The 19,255-nt window shown below is 56.0% G+C and carries 15 protein-coding genes; 14 read left to right on the top strand and 1 reads right to left on the bottom strand.

Translation table 11 applies throughout. From position 1 onward, the window contains the following. From ilvB to VGM48_RS25580, 12 genes are all read left to right on the top strand, one after another. On the top strand, positions 1–1,679 hold a 1,679-nt coding region (gene ilvB, locus VGM48_RS04410), incomplete at its 5' end, for a biosynthetic-type acetolactate synthase large subunit (RefSeq protein WP_331576508.1). 7 nt (positions 1,680–1,686) lie between these two features. Further along, a complete protein-coding gene (gene mug, locus VGM48_RS04405; RefSeq protein ID WP_331576507.1) occupies positions 1,687–2,196 on the top strand; it encodes a G/U mismatch-specific DNA glycosylase in 510 nt (169 codons plus the stop codon). Positions 2,197–2,330: 134 nt separating this feature from the next. After that, positions 2,331–3,524, top strand: coding sequence for an MFS transporter (locus VGM48_RS04400; protein ID WP_331576506.1), 1,194 nt, complete (start codon positions 2,331–2,333; stop codon positions 3,522–3,524). Between the two features lie 38 nt (positions 3,525–3,562). Beyond that, positions 3,563–4,966, top strand: a complete 1,404-nt coding sequence (locus VGM48_RS04395) for a TolC family protein (RefSeq protein WP_331576505.1) — start codon at positions 3,563–3,565, stop codon at positions 4,964–4,966. A 4-nt stretch (positions 4,967–4,970) separates the two neighbouring features. Continuing rightward, positions 4,971–8,216, top strand: coding sequence for an efflux RND transporter permease subunit (locus tag VGM48_RS04390; protein ID WP_331576504.1), 3,246 nt, complete (start codon positions 4,971–4,973; stop codon positions 8,214–8,216). Beyond that, positions 8,213–9,331, top strand: coding sequence for an efflux RND transporter periplasmic adaptor subunit (locus VGM48_RS04385; RefSeq protein ID WP_331576503.1), 1,119 nt, complete (start codon positions 8,213–8,215; stop codon positions 9,329–9,331). Before VGM48_RS04390 ends, VGM48_RS04385 begins: the two co-directional genes overlap by 4 nt. A 60-nt stretch (positions 9,332–9,391) precedes the next feature. Next, entirely contained in the window at positions 9,392–9,952 is a 561-nt protein-coding gene (locus tag VGM48_RS04380; RefSeq protein WP_331576502.1) for a TetR/AcrR family transcriptional regulator, read from the top strand. Positions 9,953–9,995: 43 nt separating this feature from the next. Beyond that, the gene (locus tag VGM48_RS04375) at positions 9,996–10,334 is read left to right on the top strand and encodes a hypothetical protein (RefSeq protein WP_331576501.1); all 339 of its coding nucleotides are present in this window, start codon (positions 9,996–9,998) and stop codon (positions 10,332–10,334) included. 167 nt (positions 10,335–10,501) lie between these two features. Beyond that, a complete protein-coding gene (locus VGM48_RS04370) occupies positions 10,502–11,392 on the top strand; it encodes an AraC family transcriptional regulator (RefSeq protein ID WP_331576500.1) in 891 nt (296 codons plus the stop codon). Between the two features lie 125 nt (positions 11,393–11,517). After that, positions 11,518–12,864: an FAD-binding oxidoreductase gene (locus tag VGM48_RS04365; protein WP_331576499.1), complete on the top strand. Its 1,347-nt coding sequence runs from the start codon at positions 11,518–11,520 to the stop codon at positions 12,862–12,864. Between the two features lie 109 nt (positions 12,865–12,973). Further along, complete coding sequence (locus tag VGM48_RS04360) at positions 12,974–14,164, top strand: acyltransferase (RefSeq protein WP_331576498.1); 1,191 nt, start codon at positions 12,974–12,976, stop codon at positions 14,162–14,164. A 241-nt stretch (positions 14,165–14,405) separates the two neighbouring features. Continuing rightward, positions 14,406–14,744 carry an AAA family ATPase gene (locus VGM48_RS25580; RefSeq protein ID WP_414711246.1) on the top strand — a complete coding sequence of 113 codons (339 nt, stop codon included), beginning with the start codon at positions 14,406–14,408 and terminating at the stop codon, positions 14,742–14,744. Positions 14,745–14,790: 46 nt separating this feature from the next. Here the strand turns inward: VGM48_RS25580 and VGM48_RS04355 are convergent, their stop codons facing one another. After that, entirely contained in the window at positions 14,791–17,214 is a 2,424-nt protein-coding gene (locus tag VGM48_RS04355; protein ID WP_331576497.1) for a TonB-dependent receptor domain-containing protein, read from the bottom strand. Positions 17,215–17,384: 170 nt separating this feature from the next. Between VGM48_RS04355 and VGM48_RS04350 the strand changes: the two genes are divergently transcribed. Further along, positions 17,385–18,431 (top strand): sensor histidine kinase, encoded by a 1,047-nt coding sequence (locus VGM48_RS04350; protein ID WP_331576496.1) that lies wholly within the window; start codon positions 17,385–17,387, stop codon positions 18,429–18,431. After that, entirely contained in the window at positions 18,403–19,113 is a 711-nt protein-coding gene (locus VGM48_RS04345; RefSeq protein ID WP_331576495.1) for a LytTR family DNA-binding domain-containing protein, read from the top strand. The genes VGM48_RS04350 and VGM48_RS04345 overlap by 29 nt, the downstream gene beginning before the upstream one ends. Positions 19,114–19,255 lie beyond the last annotated feature (142 nt).

Here is a 19,255-nt window from a genome sequence, read left to right as displayed (position 1 = left end):
CCGGCTCGCAAGCCGTACTCGAATGCCTCGTGGGGGAAGGAACCGAGATGATCTTCGGACACCCCGGCGGCGCGATTATCGCCATCTATGATGCGCTCTATGATTACCGGGACAAGCTAACGCATATCCTTGTCCGCCACGAGCAGGGCGGCATCCACGCGGCCCAGGGTTACGCCCGGACCTCCGGCAAGGTCGGAGTTGTCTTCGCCACAAGCGGGCCCGGCGCCACAAACCTGGTCACCGGCATCGCCGACGCGATGATCGACAGCACGCCCGTGGTGTGTATCACCGGCCAGGTGTTTGCCCATCTGCTTGGTTCCGATGCGTTCCAGGAGACCGACATCATCAACATCTCCGTGCCCATCACCAAATGGAACTACCAGATCACCGATGCCCGCGAGATCCCTTCGGTCCTCGCCAAAGCATTCTATATCGCCCGCAGCGGGCGGCCAGGGCCTGTGCTTATCGATGTTACCAAAAATGCCCAGCTCCAGATGTTCGCATTCAAAGGGTATCGAAAATGTACGTTCATCCGCAGCTACACGCCAATCCCTGCGATTCGGCCGCAGAATATCCAAAAGGCTGCCGAACTGATCGACCAGGCACAACAGCCGCTCATCGTCTGGGGCCAGGGGGTGATCCTCGGGGGAGCCGAGACCGGGTTCAGGGCCTTTGTAGAGAAAACGGGCATCCCCGCCGCCTGGACCGTCCTCGGCGCGGGTGCCATCCCCAGCGATCACCCGCTCAACGTGGGGATGCTCGGCATGCACGGCAACTATGCCCCCAATGTGCTGACCAACCAATGCGACCTGCTCATCGCCGTCGGAATGCGGTTTGACGACAGGGTCACCGGCCGCCTCGACAAGTACGCCAGACAAGCGAAGGTGATCCACCTGGAGATCGATCCCGCGGAGATCGATAAGAATGTGAAGACGACTGTCGCCGTGCCCGGCGACTGCAGGGAAACGCTGGCCCTGCTGACCGCAGAAGTCCAAAAAAGAGAACATCCCGAGTGGCTGGAACGATTCCGGAGTTACTACCAGGAAGAAAAGGAAGTCGTGATCGACCCGGAACTCCACCCCGACTCCGGTGAGATCACCATGGGCGAAGTGGTCAATGGTCTTAACCGGTTTACCCAGGGGGATGCCATCATCGTCTCCGATGTCGGCCAGCACCAGATGATCGCCAGCCGCTATGCGAAGTTGAACAGGACCCGCAGCAACGTCACCAGTGGCGGCCTCGGCACCATGGGCTTTGCCCTGCCCGCGGCGATGGGCGCCAAATACGGCGCGCCTGACCGACCCGTCGTGGCCATCGTCGGCGATGGCGGATTCCAGATGACCCTGCAAGAATTGGGGACCATCATGCAAAACAAGATCGACATCAAGATCATCATCCTGAACAACCGGTACCTGGGAATGGTCCGGCAGTGGCAGGAACTCTTCAACGATAGCCGCTACTCCTTTTCCGACATCGAAAGCCCGGACTTCGTGGCCCTGGCCGCCGCCTACCGGATCCCGGGAAGACGCGTGACCACACGCGAAACACTGCAAGCCGCCCTGGCCGAAATGATAAACAGCCCATCAGCCTACCTGCTCGAGGTGATGGTAGGTAAAGAGCTAAATGTCTTCCCGATGGTCCCCCAGGGATATAGCATCAGCGAGATCAGGCTAAAATAAAAACAACATGCGCACTTTAGAAGATATTATCAAAGACGATCTCAGAGTCCTCTTCTGCGGGATCAACCCCGGGCTCAAGGCCTTCCTGGATGGACACCATTTTACCGGCCGGGGCAACCGGTTCTGGCGAGCCCTGCATCTTTCCGGGTTTACCCCGCATGAGATTGCCCCGGAAAATGACCGGACACTGCTTGAATATGGGTGCGGCCTGACCACCTTCGTCGAACGCCCAACCGCCGGCGCCGATGAACTCACCAAAAACGAATTCGACGCTTCGGCCGGACTCTTCTATCGGAAGATCGAACGGTTCAGACCCAGACACATCGTTTTTTTGGGCAAACAGGCCTTCCAATCGCTATCGGGAGAAAAGACGATCCCGTGGGGCCTGCAGGCCCTGAAGATCAGCGACATCCCGGTTTGGGTCCTACCCAATCCAAGCGGCCGCAATCGCGGCTTTACCCTCGAAGTTCTCGTCCTCGCCTACCGGCAGGCTTATCTGACAACCCGGCATGCATGAATCGACCCATTCGCCCGGGGCGATGCATAAATCGCCCCGCCCACTCCGGACAAAAGATCAGGACAAAAAAAAGATTGACTGGTCAGTCTATTTTCAAATATTCCTCCCTAGCTTTGCGGACGCAACCAATCAAGATGAATCAACCCACCACCAAGCTTCACGCCGCGATCATCCCCATCATGGCCGTCTCCGGCGGCATTCTGATCGCTAACATCTATTACAATCAACCCATTCTAAAGGAAATAGCCACCTCCCTCAACGTGGGCGAGACGGCAATCGGCAAGATTGCGATGCTCTCACAGCTTGGCTTCGGCCTGGGGATGTTCTTCCTGCTGCCGCTCGGTGACAAGCTCAACCGGAAGCGGCTGATCATCTCCCTCGCCACATCCCTTGCGGTCGTTCTGGCGCTTTTCTCCGCGGTCGGGACTCTAACGGCAGCGTATATACTTAGTTTTTTGATCGGGCTGTTCACCACCCCGGCTCAGATCATTCTGCCGATGGCCGCGACCCTGACCAGCGCCGATCGCGGCAAGACCGTCGGCCGGGTGTTCGCCGGCATCCTTGTCGGGATCCTCGGAGCCCGGGTCCTGAGCGGATTCATCACCGGACTGCTCGGCTGGCGGTATGTCTTTGGCATCTCGTCGGGGATGGTGCTGATCGTTGTTTTCCTGTTGGCCCGCGCCCTGCCCCATATCGAACCCAAATTCAAAGGCCATTATTTCGATCTCCTCAAGTCGACCCTGTCCCTTGTCAAAGAGTACCGCATCCTGCGCCAGGCCGCCTTCCTCGGCATGCTCACCTTTGGCATCTTCTGCTCGTTCTGGACGACGCTCACCTTTCACCTCGCGGCCGCCCCGCTGAACTATTCCGCAAGCCAGATCGGGAGCTTTGGCCTTATCGCCATCGGCGGCGCCCTGGTTGCACCCTGGTTTGGAAAACTCGCGGACAAGGGTAGCCACTATCAATCGCTGCTGATCACCGTCGGCCTCATCGTCGGCAGTATTGTCTTGATAAAGCTCTTTCCCTACTCGTTGATCGCTCTCTCGGTAGCCATCTTCTTCCTCGACATCGGCGTACAGGCCACGCAGGTCACCAACTTCGCCAGGATATACAGCCTTCACGAACATGCACACAGCCGGCTGAATACGATCTATATGACCATGTATTTTATCGGCGCTGCCATCGGCACCTGGTTCGGCCTCTTATCCTGGAAGATAGGCGGCTGGGAACTGGCCACCTGGCAGATGCTGCTGTGGGGCGCCCTGGCAATGGCCGTCGTCGTGCTCTCTCAACGGCGTAACGCCGAAAAAGGCCTTCTTCAGATATAACGTTGCCCGCCATCTAACAAGAAATAAACCATCGTTCGATGTACTACCACACAAAATGGATGGCTGTCATTGCTATCTGCTGCAGCATTCAACTACCCCATTCCGCCTTTTCACAGCAGGCCCTTTCACTCAAGGATGCTCTCAGGATCGGCGTCGCCCATTACGGGACGATCCGGGCAAAGCAGAAATATGCGGCCGCCTCCCTTGCCACCGTCAGGCAAACCAAACTCGATTATCTGCCCAATTTCAACCTCGGCGCCCAGCTCGACTACGGCACAGCAAATGGGGCCAACGGTCCGGCTTATGCCTTCGGTTCCATCGGCATCGCCTCCACAGGTCTTCCCCTGACCAGCCAGAACTGGAACTCCGCCTTCGGCTCGATGCTCCTGGCCAATATCAACTGGGACTTCTTCGCCTTTGGCCGATCCAGGGAACGTATCAAAACCGCAGGACTGAAAAATGACCTGGACAACAGCGACCTGCAGCAGGAGATCTTCCAGCACCAGGTGCGGATCGCCGCGGCTTACCTGAACCTGCTTGCTGCGCAACGCCTGACAGCCTCCTACCGCACCAATCTCCAACGCGCAGACACCCTCCGGGCCATCATCCGCCGGAAAGCCGAAAAAGAACTCTTGCCCGGTGTCGATTCCTCCCAGGCCAACGCCGAAGTGTCCAATGCCAAAAGTATCCTGCTGAAAGCCATGACCTATGAAGACCAACAGAACAGTGTGCTGATAAAAATGCTTGGCACCGATCCGCAGATGGTCCAGGCGGACACACTCTTTGTCGTCAGCCTCCCCGCGTCGCTGGCGCCTGCATCGGATACCCTGCTCACCCATCATCCCATCCTGGAATATTTCAATAGCAGGATACGCCTCAGCGAGCAACAGGTCAATTATTATAAGACCCTTGGTCTACCCACGTTCAGCCTCGGCGCGGCGCTCCAGGGACGCGGCACCGGATTCGGGAGCAGCTATACCGCGGCCAATCCCAACTATAAAAGCAGTCTCGCGGATGGGATCGGACCTGATCGCGCCAATTACGTGATCGGTTTCGGAATCACCTGGAATCTCACCCAGCCGCTTCGGATACGCGAGCAGGTGAGATCGCAGCGGCTCATCAGCGAAGGGTTAAAGGAAGACCTCGAGCTGACGCGCCAGCAACTGGCCACTCAGTTGAACCTTTCCGACTCTACGATCAGAAATGCCGTCGCGGACTACTACGAGACCCCTCAACAGGTCAAAGCAGCCGACAATGTCTATGAGCAAAAACTCGTCCTCTATAACCATGGCCTTACCAACCTGGTCGACGTAACCCAGGCGCTTTATGCCCTGGTACGGGCGGAAACAGACAGGGATATCTCCTACAGCAATGTGTGGCAGGCCCTGCTCCTGAAGGCGGCAGCGGTCGGCGACTTCAATTTGTTTTACAACAATCTTTAAGTTTATGAAGTTAATTCTCTTCGCATTGAGGAAGCCGATCACCATCATGGTGCTGGTCGTTTCGGTCCTCTTCTTCGGCATCAGCGCCATCAGGACGATCAAAGTCGACATCTTCCCCCAGCTCGATCTGCCGGTATTGTATATCGCCCACCCCTATGCGGGTTTTACGCCCGACCAGATGGAACCTTTTTTCACCAAGCAATACATCAATACCCTCCTGTTTGTAAACGGCGTCAAAAGCATCGAAACAAAAAACAGCCAGGGTCTTGCGCTGATCAAGCTGACCTTCTATCCCGGCACCAATATGGCCGCTGCCGAGGCCGAGTCCATCGCCGCGGCCAACCGGGCCCAGGCCCTCTTTCCGCCCGGCTCGAACCCGCCTTTCCTGTTGCGATTCGACGCCTCCACCCTACCCGTAGGCGAACTGATCGTGAGCAGCGAGAAGCGGAATAACAATGAGCTGCTCGACCTCGCCAATGTTTACGTCCGCTCCGCCTTTACCACGATCCCGGGGCTGCTGTCGCCACCGCCCTTTGGCGGCAACTTCCGCACAGTGCTCATCAAACCCGATCCCACCCTGCTCCGCAGCCATAACCTGACCCCGGAGCAGATCATCCAGGCCGTCGCCCTCAACAACCAGTCCACGCCCTCCGGCAACGTCCGCATCGGTGACACCAACTACATCACTCCGACCAATACCACGATCCACACCGTTCAGGATTTCGGCAACATCCCCCTCTTCAAAGGCGCGGTCGGCAGCCTCTACCTGCGGGATGTGGCAACGATAGAAGACGGTGCCGACGTCACCGTCGGCTATGCCCTCGTCAATGGCAAACGTTCCGTCTATATGCCCATTGCCAAGAATGCCGACGCCTCCACCTGGGAGGTCGTCCAGAAATTAAAAGCCGCGCTACCGAAGATGCAGGCGACCCTTCCGGAGGACGTCAAGCTGACCTATTCCTTCGACCAGTCGGTCTACGTGATCAATTCCGTTAAAAGCCTTATTTCCGAAGGGGTGATCGGCGCGGTGCTCACCGGCCTGATGGTCATGATCTTTCTTGGCGACTGGCGGGGCGCCACGATCGTGATCCTCACCATCCCCGCATCGATCATCGCCGGCGTCCTCTTCCTGCGCTTGTTCGGCCAGACGATCAATATCATGACGCTAAGCGGCCTGGCCCTGGCCATCGGTATCCTCGTCGACGGAAGCACCGTCACGGTAGAGAACATCCACCAGCACCTCGCCATGGGTAAGCCCAGACGGTTGGCCATCTGGGACGCCTGTGTGGAGATCGCCTTTCCGGAACTGCTCATCCTGCTCTGCGTGCTGGCAGTGTTTGCACCCGCGTTTACGATGGGCGGCATCCCCGGCAGCCTGTTCCTGCCCCTCGCCCTGGCCATCGGGTTCAGCGTCATCGTCTCCTACTTCCTCGCCCAGACCTTTGTGCCCGTGATGGCCAACTGGATCATGAAAGCACATGGCAAGACGGCCCACCACAAGCCTTCGGGTAAGCTCGTCGAGATCGAACCCTGGAACGCAAAGGAAGAGGTGCTGGAGGAGATCGAGCATGAGCCCGACACTCAACTCAGCCGCTTCGACAAATTACGCGTCCGGTTCCTGCGGTTTATCGACCGGATCATGCCCTATCGTAAGCCCATCGTCATCGCCTACCTCGGCCTGTCGGTCCTCGCCACCGGCTTCCTGCTCTCGGTCATCGGCAAGGACATCCTGCCGAAAGTGAATGGCAAACAGTTTCAGGTGCGGATCCGCGCCGGAGAGGGCACCCGCATCGAGCGGACCGAAGAAAAAACCCTGAAGACCATCGACATCGTCAAGAAACTCGTAGGGGCGGATCATATCGAGATCACCTCCGCCTATGTCGGCCAGCACCCGAGCATGTTCTCCACCAACCCGATCTATCTCTGGATGGCCGGCCCGCAGGAATCCGTGCTGCAAATCGCCTTCAAAGATGACTACAAGACCAATCTCGATCAACTGAAGGAAGGGATCCGCCAGGAAGCCGCGCGGCAGATGCCCGACGTCAGTCTGTCCTTCGAGCCCATCGAGCTGACCGATAAGATCCTCAGCCAGGGCTCCCCGACACCGATCGAAGTCCGCTTTTCCGGCCGTAATAAAAAGCTTAACGAGCAATATGCCCGGAAGCTGATGACCGCGTTCAGGGACATACCCTATCTCCGCGACATCCAGCTGGGTCAATCCAATCAATACCCTGCCATCAGGATCGAAGTCGATCGGATCCGCGCCGCCCAGCTGGGTGTCGACATCAACGACGTCTCCCGGTCGCTCGTCGCTTCGACTTCTTCTTCGCGGTATACCGACCGGAATATCTGGATCGATGAAAAGAGCGGCAACAGCTACAATGTGCAGGTGCAGGTGCCCGAGAACAAAATGAAAAGCATCAGTGATATCGGCGAGATCCCGCTGCATCGAAACGGCATCCGGCCGATCCTGAGCGATGTGGCCACCATCACCAAGGGGGTCACCTATGGGGAAAACGATAACCTCGGGACCCTTCCGGAACTATCCGTTACCGCCAACCTCAATAACAAGGACCTGGGCGCCGCGGCCGCCGACGTGCAGAAGGCCATCAACTCGCTTGGCAAATTGCCCCGCGGCATCGAAATAGAACCCATCGGCCTGACCCAAACGCTGACCGAGACGCTGAGCAGCCTGCAAAACGGTCTGATCGTTGCCATCGTCGTCATCTTTCTCATGCTCGCCGCCAATTTCCAGTCGTTCCGGGTATCGGCGATCATCTTAACGACCGTGCCGGCGGTGATCCTCGGCTCGCTGTTGATGCTCCTGGTCACCGGCTCCACCCTTAACCTGCAATCCTATATGGGGATCATCATGTCGGTGGGCGTTTCCATCTCCAACGCGGTCCTGCTGGTCACCAACGCCGAGCAACTCCGGCTGAGCACGAGCAACGCCCGGCACTCCGCCCGGGAAGCCGCCGGGTTCCGGTTGCGACCGATCCTGATGACCGCCCTCGCGATGGTCATGGGAATGATCCCGATGGCCAGCGGCCTCGGTGAAGCCGGGGATCAGACCTCGCCCCTCGGCCGGGCCGTTGTAGGTGGACTCATTGCGTCCACGTTCGCAGCGCTCTTCATCCTCCCGCTGGTGTTTGCCTGGGGCCAGGGTAAGGCCTCCGTCAAATCTGTTTCCCTTGAAGCCAACGACCCCGAAAGCCTTTCATTTGTTAACACGTCAAACCCGAAAATATGATCACCAAGACCATGATCGCATCTTTTGTCCTCACGGGACTATTCCTTGCCGGCTGCTCCTCCCATCCGGATAAAGCAACCGGGGAGCAAAAAGTTTCAACGGCCACTGTCCCGACAGCCGCTGCCCCAACCCAGGCGTCCACCTTTGTCCTGCGGAACGGTTCCCTGCATACGGAGTTGCGGATCCCCGCCGAGCTGACGGCTTACCGGGAAGTCGACCTGTACGCCAAGGTGAACAGTTATGTCAAGACCCTGACCGTCGACGTGGGCTCTGAAGTAAGGGCGGGTCAGCTCCTGGCGACGCTCGAAGCCCCGGAACTGGTGTCCCAGCTCGCCGCCGCCGAGTCCAAGTACAGGTCGCAGCAGGCCATCTATGAATCCAGCAACGCGACCTACCAGCGCGTCCTGGACGCCAGCCAGACACCCGGCACGATCTCGAAGAACGATGTCGACATCGCCGTGGCTAAGCGCAATTCCGATCTCGCCCAGATGGAAGCCGCCCTCTCCGACTTCAAGGCGAGCAGCACCATCACCGGGTATTTGACCATCTATGCCCCCTTTGACGGCGTGATCAGCGCAAGGAATGTCAATCTCGGCGCCTATATCGGGCCTTCCGGCAAGGGTTCCGAAATGCCCATCTTCACCTTACAACAGCAGCGGCACCTTCGCCTGGTGATCGAGGTCCCCGAGGCCTACAAAAGCTTTTTCAAATTGAATGATCGGGTCAGGTTTACGGTCAGGGCGTTCGCGGATCGGGTATTCGAAGGGAGTATCTCCCGGCGGGCGGGCGTAATGGACAAGGCGTTGCGATCCGAGCATGTCGAGCTCGATGTCCAAAATGATGACGGGAAGCTTTCGCCCGGGATGGTGGCCGAAGCCGTGATCGGGCTCGATTCACAGCCCAACTCATTCGTGGTTCCCAAAGGAGCGGTGGTAAACTCGACCGAAGGTGTGTTCATGGTCGGGGATGTGAATGGGGTAGCCCAGCGCGTGCCCGTCCGGGTGGGTATGGTTGGCGACACCGTCGTCCAGGTGTTCGGAGAAAAGCTGATCGCCGGGGAAAAATTTGTCACCAAAGGCAGCGAAGAGCTACGAAACGGTAGCACCCTCCAGTGATCGGAGGAGCCGCCGGTATCCGCGATCGGCAGAATATGGCCGATTTTAGTAAATTTGTGCATGAAGGAATCAGCAGCCCGAACACGTGTTCTCGATGTAGCCACCCGGCTCTTCTACGAACAGGGATACAATGCAACAGGTATCAGCCAGATCGTGGCCGAGGCAGACATTGCCCGTCAATCCCTGTATAACCAGTTTCCCTCAAAACGGGACATCCTGATCGCCTATATCTCCCATGCGGAGAGTGCCTGGTTCCAACGGCTGGAGAAGTTTCTCGAACGCTATGACGATCCCCGGTCAAAATTGCTCGGCATCTTCGACTTTCGCCTCGATGAGCAATATGCAACCGGCTTCCGCGGCTGTCATTTTGCAAAGGTCATGGCAGAAGTGCCAAAAGGCGATCTCAAGATCGTCGAGCAGGTCAGCCGGGAAAAAGACCGGATGAAAGCGTTCATCAGAGCATTGTTGGTCCAGATCAAAATCAAAAAACCAACCCTCAGCATCGACATGATCGTCGAGGCCATCTTCCTTCTCTTCGAGGGCTGCACCGTAGTCGCAAGCATTTACAAGGGCGAGGATCCTATCGTATATGCAAAAAAAGTCACTGAATCGTTTTTGTGAGAGGCAAAATCCTGTATCTTAGGCGACCTAAACTCTAACCGTTATGATTTTTTGGAAAGGTCTCGGCATTTTAGCCCTCGTTATTGCGGTGCTCGTAGGCGCCCTCTTTAGTTTACTGTTTGATAAAATTGGCTGGTCGGAAGACCTCGGTGCTGCCGTCGGCGCCCTTGTTTCCGCGACAATTATCTGGTTCACCGGCACCCGGCTGAATTCGCCGGCAAAGGCGCGTGTCCTGATAGACAAACAGACAGGCCGGGAGATTACCGTCAAACCCAACCATTCGCTCTTCTTCATCAAATTGCAATACTGGGCCTTTATTATAGGGGGCATCGGTCTGTTCATGATCGGCGACATCCTGATCCATGGAAGGCTTACGGTATAACTAAAGTTGGCTACACCAAGATCAAAAAACTGCCTGCCGGCGGTTTTTTTTTGCGCATCCATGAGAGAAAGGCTTTGGCCAGCCAACCCAAGTGGGTATATTTTCCGTTACCTATTCGCCGGACATTTTGAATTCAGCCGGAATAGGTAACTTGTAACAGTGATGCCATGATCAATGTCTATGACTTTCTGCAATCCCAGGGCGAGGACTACAAAAAACTGTCCTTCAGGGACCTTTTATTCGTTCATTACCAGTGTCCACAGGAAGAGAAATATTCCAGCTTATATACCCACCTGAACTTTTTCATTTATGTCCTGCAGGGTAAGAAAACCTTCTGTCACCCTGGCCGGACCTATCCCCTCAACGAAGGCACCTGTGCATATATCCGGAAGGGCGGATATTTGCAGGAGCAGTTCTTCGATATGGATTGGCGGCTGATGGCCTTTTTTGTCACCGACAGTTATCTGTGGGACTTTGTCACCGAATACCGCAGCTCGCTGCCGATACGGCCTTCGACCCAACCCTTCGACGAACAGGTGATCCCCCTTCATCTCACCGAGCTAAGCCGGGCCTTTTTCGATTCCATGGTGCCTTATTTCTTTCAGACGCCGGCCGTGCCGGAGCATCTTGTCGAAATGAAATTCCGGGAGATGATCTTCCAGCTTCTCGCCGACCCCGAGAACCACCGGCTTCTGTCCTATCTCAGCGAGGTCGACGAACGGCAGCTGAACCTGCGGGAAGTGATGGAAACCAATTACCGGTACAACCTCTCGCTGGCGGAATTTGCGCGGATCGCCAATCGTAGCCTTTCGGCTTTTAAACGGGAGTTCCTCGCCGTTTATCGGGTGCCGCCGGGAAAATGGCTTTTGACCAAGCGGTTGGATCTTGCGGAGATGATGCTTTTCCGTTCGAATGATCCGGTGGCTGAGATCGCGGATGAATGCGGCTTTGAAAGTCAGACGCATTTCAACCGCGTATTCAAGCAGCGATTTGGCACCGCTCCCCTCCAGTATCGGGCGCAAAAACAGCTTAACCCAAAAGAAGGACCGGAAAGATAAGTTTCTGGACTTGTCAGCGAACCCGGGCCGCGATGGGCTCGGTAGTTTTGTTCCGCTTATAGCAACACCGCGTGTTTTAAACTGTAAGCAAAACAGGAATGATCTCAATTACTCCAATTGAAAGATTGAAAAAAGACTTGACGGGGAGAATGATCTTTCCCGGCGACGTCGCCTTTGACGAGGCGCGGAAGGTTTTTAACGGCATGATCGACAAACGGCCGGCAGCGATCGCCCAATGTAAGACCGCCGCCGATGTAGCGGCCTGTGTCATTTTTGCGCGGCTGTACCGGATGCCGCTGGCGGTGCGCAGTGGTGGTCATCACGGCGCCGGCCTGGGGATTTGCGATAATGGGCTGGTGATCGATCTTTCCCCGATGAAGGAAATCGTTATCGACCCAACAGCGATGACCGTGACGGTCGGAGCGGGATGTCTGCTAAAGGAGATCGATGCAACCACTCAGGAATATGGGCTGGCGCTGCCCTGCGGGATCTTTGGGAGCACGGGGATTGGCGGACTCACACTGGGCGGAGGACTGGGTAATCTCACCCGCAGTCATGGGCTGACCATCGACAACCTGCTGGATGCGGATGTCGTGCTGGCCGATGGAAGCCTTGTACATACCTCGGCGACGGAGCATCCCGATCTGTTTTGGGCGCTCCGGGGTGGAGGCGGAAATTTCGGCGTGGTGACGCAGTTCCGGTTCAGGGTGCATCCCGTGAAGATGGTGCAGGCGGGCCCCCAATTCTGGTCGATGGACGATGCCCCGTTGATCCTGCGCTGGTATATGGATTTCATCCAGGATGCCCCGGAGGAGATCAGCGGCTTCTTCAGCTTTCATTGCGTACCGCCGGTGGAGCCCTTCCCTGCCGGGCTGCATGGCGAAAAGGTGTGTGGCATCTTCTGGTGCGGCAACTGTGACGAGGCCCGGATGCAGCCGGTCCTGGATGCCGTCAGGGCGATCCGGACACCGATGATCGACGCCGTTGGCGAGATGCCCTTCGCAAACTTTCAGACCTTATTCGATCCCCTCCTGCCTCCGGGGATGCAATGGTATTGGAAGGGCGACTTTTTCAAAGACCTGCCTGACGAGGCGATCGAACGCCATTGTGAGCAGGCGAAACAAATGCCGGCAGGGCCTTCGATCATGCATCTCTATCCTGTCAACGGCGCCGCATCGCGGGTGGCCGCGGGAGATACGGCCTGGAACTACCGGGATGCCACGCTGGCGATGGTGATCGCCGGAATAGATGCGGACCCGGCCGGAAGGGATGGGATCATCCACTGGGCGAAGAGCTATTGGGAAGCCCTGCATCCATACGCCTTCCGGGATTCCTATGTGAATTTTATGATGGAAGAAGGTCATGACCGGGTGAAGTCCACATACGGTGATCACTATGCGAGGCTGGTCGGGGTCAAACGCCGGTACGATCCGCACAATCTTTTTCAGATGAACCAAAACATCCAGCCCTAGGCCTGCAAAATATCCAGCCGTAGGCCTGCAAACTTCCGGCCCTGGGCCTAAAAAATATCCAGCCCTGGGCCTGGGCGGGACCTTAATTCTCCAATCCATTTTATTGTCAATGAAAGCGTATTTGCCGACGTTGACTCCGCTACGCGGGGTCGCGGCCGTCCTTGTCGTCCTGTTCCATAGCCAGGTCTTCATTTACCCTGTAGTGGACCGGCGGGTTACCCTGCTCGTGGAAAAGGGTTGGTTATGGGTGGACTTCTTCTTTGTTCTCAGCGGGTTTATCCTTTGCTATGTCTATGGCGAAGGTTTCCGAAAACGGGTGACGAAGGCGGGTTATAGTCAATATCTGCGGGCCCGGTTCGCCCGGGTATATCCGTTGCATTTTTTCACGTTGTTCTGGGCGTTGGGTGCCGGTGCGCTGATCCTGTCACAGCCGATAGCTCATCCGGATTGGAGCCGCTTCTTCCATTTTATCTTCGATGTCCATACGGTCCCGGCATCCCTCGTCCTGCTGCAGGCCATGCACCTGTTTCCAACCAGCCCGTTGAACACGGTCTCCTGGTCGCTGAGTACGGAGTGGTGGATGTATATGCTCTTCCCCTTCCTGGCACCGCTGTTATGGCGCGTCCCTCAAGGCGGGGAGAACGGTCGAAGCGGCCGGGTTAGGAGCGGGCTCTGGCTGTTGGTCGTGGTCGGGCTATATGCGGGGGTCAAGTACTTTCTGGTGCCGAAATTCGGCATGCATGCATGGAAGCGTCAGGACGCGACGTTGAATACGATCAATGACTTTGCGTTTGTACGGTGTATGGCAGGGTTCCTGTTGGGGATGCTTGTCTGCCGGTGGTACCAGCTTTCCCTGGCGCAGCGCTGGCTTCAAAGGAATGCAAGTTTTGGGATCATTGGGTTAGCACTCTTGATCTCCCTGCACTTCGAAGCCAACGAATTGATCACGGTAGCGATCTTCCCTTTGCTGATCCTTGCCGCTGTGTACAACCGTTCGGCGGTGAGCCGATGGCTGGCGACTTCGCCCATGCAGCGACTGGGGGACTGGTCCTTTTCCATCTATATGGTCCATATGCCGGTCTTTTTTACGTACCGCGGGGTTGCGCCATTTCTCGGGCTGCCGGTACCGGAAGGCTTCTTCACCCAGGCTCCCAACTATTGGAAGGGTTGGATTGCCTTTGCGCTTTTCCTGGCCGCGACATTAGGGTTTTCTGCCCTTTGTTACCGATACCTGGAAGTGCCGGCACGAAATTTTCTCAACCGTGGGCGGGTTAAGGTCACTCGTTACGCAGCGCCGTAACCGTCACCAGTGCCGGAATAATCCCTGCCGCGCCGGCAAAAAACACTCAAAACCAGTTAATTTGCGTTTCCAATTATTTAATTGTCAATATATTATGGGATAACTATGCAATTATTACATTTAATGTCAGTTTTGCATAGATGATAGAACGTCGATTAGAAGCCGTCTTGCGCTGGAAAAGGTCCGGGATATCGTCGCCTTCCAGGAGAACAATCAGGATAAGTTAATCATCCTTGACGAAGTGCAGCGCCTGCCGGAAGTGTTTGCGCAGCTCCGGGGAGTAATCGACAAAGAACGTCGTAAGGGAAATAAAGCGGGACAGTTTCTATTTCTGGGATCTGCGTCGATAGATCTGTTGCAGCAGTCCAGCGAATCTCTCGCCGGACGCATTTCCTATATCGAACTGTATCCGGTCGATGTGTTGGAATATGCCGGGAACAATATAGAAAGTATGAACACCTCCTGGGACATCCCGTCGTGGGGGGAAGTTGGGAAGGCTTCGTCATTGAAAATATTATGTCGGTCGCGCCAACCCATGTTCAGCCTTATTATTATGGAACGCCAGGGGGAGCAGAAATAATTGCGATCTCACTATCTGAATTTATGCAGGAAGTACTAGCTCAACATTAAAGTTTCGTTCTACCGGCACCGCTATGCCCAAAGCGGTAAGTGAAGGTCACACTGGCCCGCGCACTATAGGTGACCCGACGCCAATCCAGCAGCAGGGCATCGCTCACCCGTAAAAAGTTCGGTTGACGGGTATTGAAGAGGTCGCGGCCATTGACTGCAATGCTGGCCTTATGGTGCCAAAGCTCATAGCGTGCGCCCGCGTCCAGCCCCCAGGCCGATCCCCACCGGTCCTGCACGATCACCTCCGGCGCCTTATAATCCGCCCGCAGTTGGAACGATAGGTCTTTGCCAAAAGAAAGATCACCGGTGACATTGGCATTCCAGCTAAGGCCATGCGTCGCGCTTATCCCAAACGCCGAATCGCCGTCGTTGATCCTTTCATATCCGTTGACATTGGCGGTAAGATCCAGCCCCTTGTACGGGTGAAAGCTACCGATCAACTCCAGGCCGGTAGTGATGGCGCGCCTGAGATTCTGGTACGTAGCGATCGTCACGTCGTTGACCGGCGGACTTTGGATGTGTTTGATCACATGGTTCACCCGGGTATAATATAACCCCGTCGTCAGCGATGCCTTCGACCCGGTTTGGCTAAACGTCAGTTCCGCGGAATGCAGGTCTTCCGGCTGCAACCGGGGATTTCCTCCGTCATAGCTCACGGGATCGGAGACATCAAAAAAGGGGTCCAGTTGCCGCGGCGTCGGCCGGTTGACCCGGCGCGAATAGTCGAACTGTAACTGCCCACCGTCGCCAACCTGCTTTTTCAGCTGCAGGCTGGGATAGAGTCCCTGGGTGCTCAGCCTGATCGGTACCGCCACGGGTCTCCCGGTAGAATCGAAGCTGGCCAACCTGGCGTTCAACCGCCCGAGCTCTCCCCGCACTCCCAGTTGAAAGCTAAAACCTTTCAAATCCCGCCGGTACGTGAGATAGGCCGCATGGATCGCGCTGGTACTGGTAAAGCGGTTGATCAGACTGTAGTCCGGATCGTAGCTACCGCTGGTCTTGTCAAGATTTCCATCCCACTGGCGATTGTCGCCGATGCCGATCTGGCTGCGATAACCGGCCTCCCATTTTCCCCTTTTACCGGCCGGCGTCGTAAAGTCCAGCTGGAGATTGTAGTTGGTCGCGTTGCTCTTCTTGCTGTCCTGCATGACGGCTGTCGAATCCGCCACATGCCCATCGAGGTTATAGATATCGGTGGCATACAACTGGAGATTATCGGTACTTCCGCGGGAATAGTCAAGATCAAACACCAGTTGCTGTTGCGGCCGCCGGAATTTATGCGTAAGATCAAGGGCAGCCTCGAAGCTATGGCCATTACCCGTGGTGCCGTTGTGCCGGCTGCTAAGAACCGTGGGCTGGCGGCCGGCCGTCAGGTTGGCGATGGCCAACTGCTCGCTCCTGTTTGTCAAAGTCGAATTATATCCACCCGAAAAGCTTACCAGGTCCCTGGGCGATAGCGTATACTCTAACCCGCCTTTGGCGGAATGCACCCGGTTGATGGTTGTGGAAGGGAAGGTCTCATTGGAAAAGTAGGTGTCGTCGGTTGACGATAAAAAGGTCATGTCCTGGTAGCCATTGCTGTATGTGTTCCGGCGCTGATAGCTGTAATTCCCATACGCCCTGACCCGGAGGTTTTGGTGGCTGATGGCCGCTGCCGCGGTATAATTCTCGCGGGTGCCTCCGGTGACGGCTATGGTGCCGTTTGTTCCGGCTGCCGCGTTCTTCTTCAAAACGATATTGATAATGGCCTGCCCTTCCGCGTCATAATGTGCGGAGGGGTTGGTGATGATCTCCACCCGGTCGATAGCGCTCGCCGGCAGCGACTGCAAGATCTGCGTGACCGAACCACCGCCGATAAGCGATCGCTTGCCGTCCACCAGGACTTTTAGATTGGTCGACCCGCGAAGGCTCACATTGCCTGCAGCATCCACCTGCAGGGTGGGAACATTTTGCAAGAGATCGGCGGCCGATCCCCCGGTGCTGACCAGGCTTTGGTTGACCGAGAAGACCTTTTTCTCCGGCCCCGTCCGGATCGCCGGGGTCCGGGCAGAGACTACGACCTCGGTCAGCAATTTTTCGGCGGGAAGCAGGACGAGGTCGCCAAGGTCGATCGTCCCGCTGATAGGCGTGACCGCAATGCTATCTATCTTGACAGGCTGAGTGCCGGCATGAGTAATCGTGCCGGTAAACAGCCCAGAGGGGATCCCATCGATGAGGAACCGGCCTGCCGTGTCCGTTTGTATCGTTTTGGCGGTGGGTGGATCGCTTCTATCCACCAGGTTAACGGTCGCAGCAGGCACGGGCTGACCCTGTGGGTCTTTTACCCGACCCGCTATAACCCCTTTGTCCTGCGCGTATATGCCGGCCGCGGCGCAGAGAAGGAGAATAGATAGGCCGATCTTTTTCCATATCACATGCATCGGGTTCATTTTGACACAAAACAACACCCGATGCACCCTGTCAAAAAATCGATTCAACGGGCGGGGCGCCTTGCTAAACAATCGCTCTGATGGGCCTGTATTGAGCAAAACAGGGTGTTTGTTGAATGCCGGCGGGTCGCAAGCCGGAAATCGGGTATTTTGCAGTCGCAATGCGTAAGAATATCGGGTTTAAGAGGCCGGCGACCCTCGTCGGGTTGCAGTATCTCGTGTGGGCGGCAGTCCTCCTCATCGGCTTTTTCGCGATGATCTCGAGTGACGGGGTAAAAAGATCCGCGGCTTTCGCCGTCAACAACACGTGTTTCTATGCGCTGATCATCTATGGGAACATCCGGCTCCTGTATCCCCGGCTATATCAAAAGAAGCAGCACGTCTTATACATCGCTGCATCGATCCTGCTCCTGCTTCTTGCCGGGGCAGGCAGGGGTTATATCCGTTCGGTCATCGAGAACCAACCCCTCTCCTCCGGCTGGCGTGATCCCGCTACCTGGCTTACCTTTTTTCTGTCCGGCATAACCGTCTTCGTACTCAGCTTTATCTTCCGGTTGGCCCTTGCCTATTTCGTGATCAAACAGGCTTCTGAGGAAGCGCTGTTGCAACGCAGCCAGGTGGAGCTGAAATTGCTGCGAGCCCAGGTGCAGCCGCATTTTCTGTTCAATACGCTGAACAATATGTATTACGAAGCTTACCTGGACTCACCGCGCACCGCGCAGCTTATCGAAAGGCTGTCGGAGATCATGCGGTATTTTGTCGACCAGAGCAGCCGCGATACCGTGGCCCTAAGTACCGAAGTGGAATTCCTGGATAATTATATCCAGTTGGAAAAGATCAGGATCCAGCCGGAGCCCGACATCCACTTCGAGCGGCGGTTCGATGGCAGTATAGCCGTGCCGCCCATGTTGCTGATGACCTTCGTGGAAAATATCTTTAAACATGGGATCGATAAGATCAGCGGCGTCAATACCATCTCCATCTCCCTCATCCAGGAAGACGGGTATCTGCATTTCGCCACAAAGAACACGATCAACCGGCACGCAGGGCCGGCGACGCCCAATGGATCGGGCCTTCAAAACCTGCGGCAAAGACTAAGTATCCTTTACAATGACAATTTTCAGCTTGAAACGGGCGCCGATGGCGAGCATTTCGTAGCTTTCTTAAAAATCCCCCTGCATGGAACTACGGTGTATGATCGTCGATGACGAACCCAATGCGGTCAACCTCCTGGAGGTCCTGATCGGCCAGACTACCTCCTGGCAATTGGTGGCAAGGAGCTACAATGCCCTTGATGCCATCTCCTTTCTGAAGAGCAATACGGTTGACCTCATATTCCTGGATATCAATATGCCGCTGCTTACGGGGATGGAGCTGGCGGCCCTCCTTTCCGATGACACTGCCATCGTCTTTACTACGGCTCATTCGGAGCATGCCGCCGAAAGCTATACCTTCAATACGCTGGATTACCTCCTGAAGCCGATCACGCTGAAGCGCTTCCTTGCCGCTGTGAAGAAGATCGAAATGCACTTTCGGTCCCGAATGCCCGCCACCGGCAAGGAACCGGAAAAAGGGAATGAATACTTTTTTGTCAAATCGGGCACGCAACTCCATAAAATATTATTGCAGGAGATATTGTTCTTCGAAAGCCGGAAGGAATATGTGCGGGTGGTGACCCCGACCTTCGAAGTGCTGACGTACCGCCGGCTCAAGGATATCGAAGCGCAGATCTCGATGCCCTTTGCCCGCGTTCATAATTCGTACATCGTCAATTTTGCTCAGCTGAGTAAGATACAGGACAACCACATCTATATTGGGGATGCCCAAATCCCCATCGGCGAAAAGTTCAGGGAAGGGGTGATGGAGATGATCCGGAAAAAGACCTTTTGAGTTCGGGTCTAACGGCCGGACGCCGAAAATTATTTCAGGACTTCCACGTTGAATAGCTAAACCTCAAATGGATTTCGATTTCTATGAAATCTACAAGGAATTCTCCACGACGGACTTGTTGAAGATCGTCCATCGCCCGGAT

Origin of the sequence: Puia sp. (assembly GCF_036500295.1) — a bacterium.
GTDB lineage: Bacteria > Bacteroidota > Bacteroidia > Chitinophagales > Chitinophagaceae > Puia.
The sequence above is the reverse complement of the archived record's forward strand: the minus strand, read 5'-3'. Positions and strand labels throughout refer to the sequence as shown.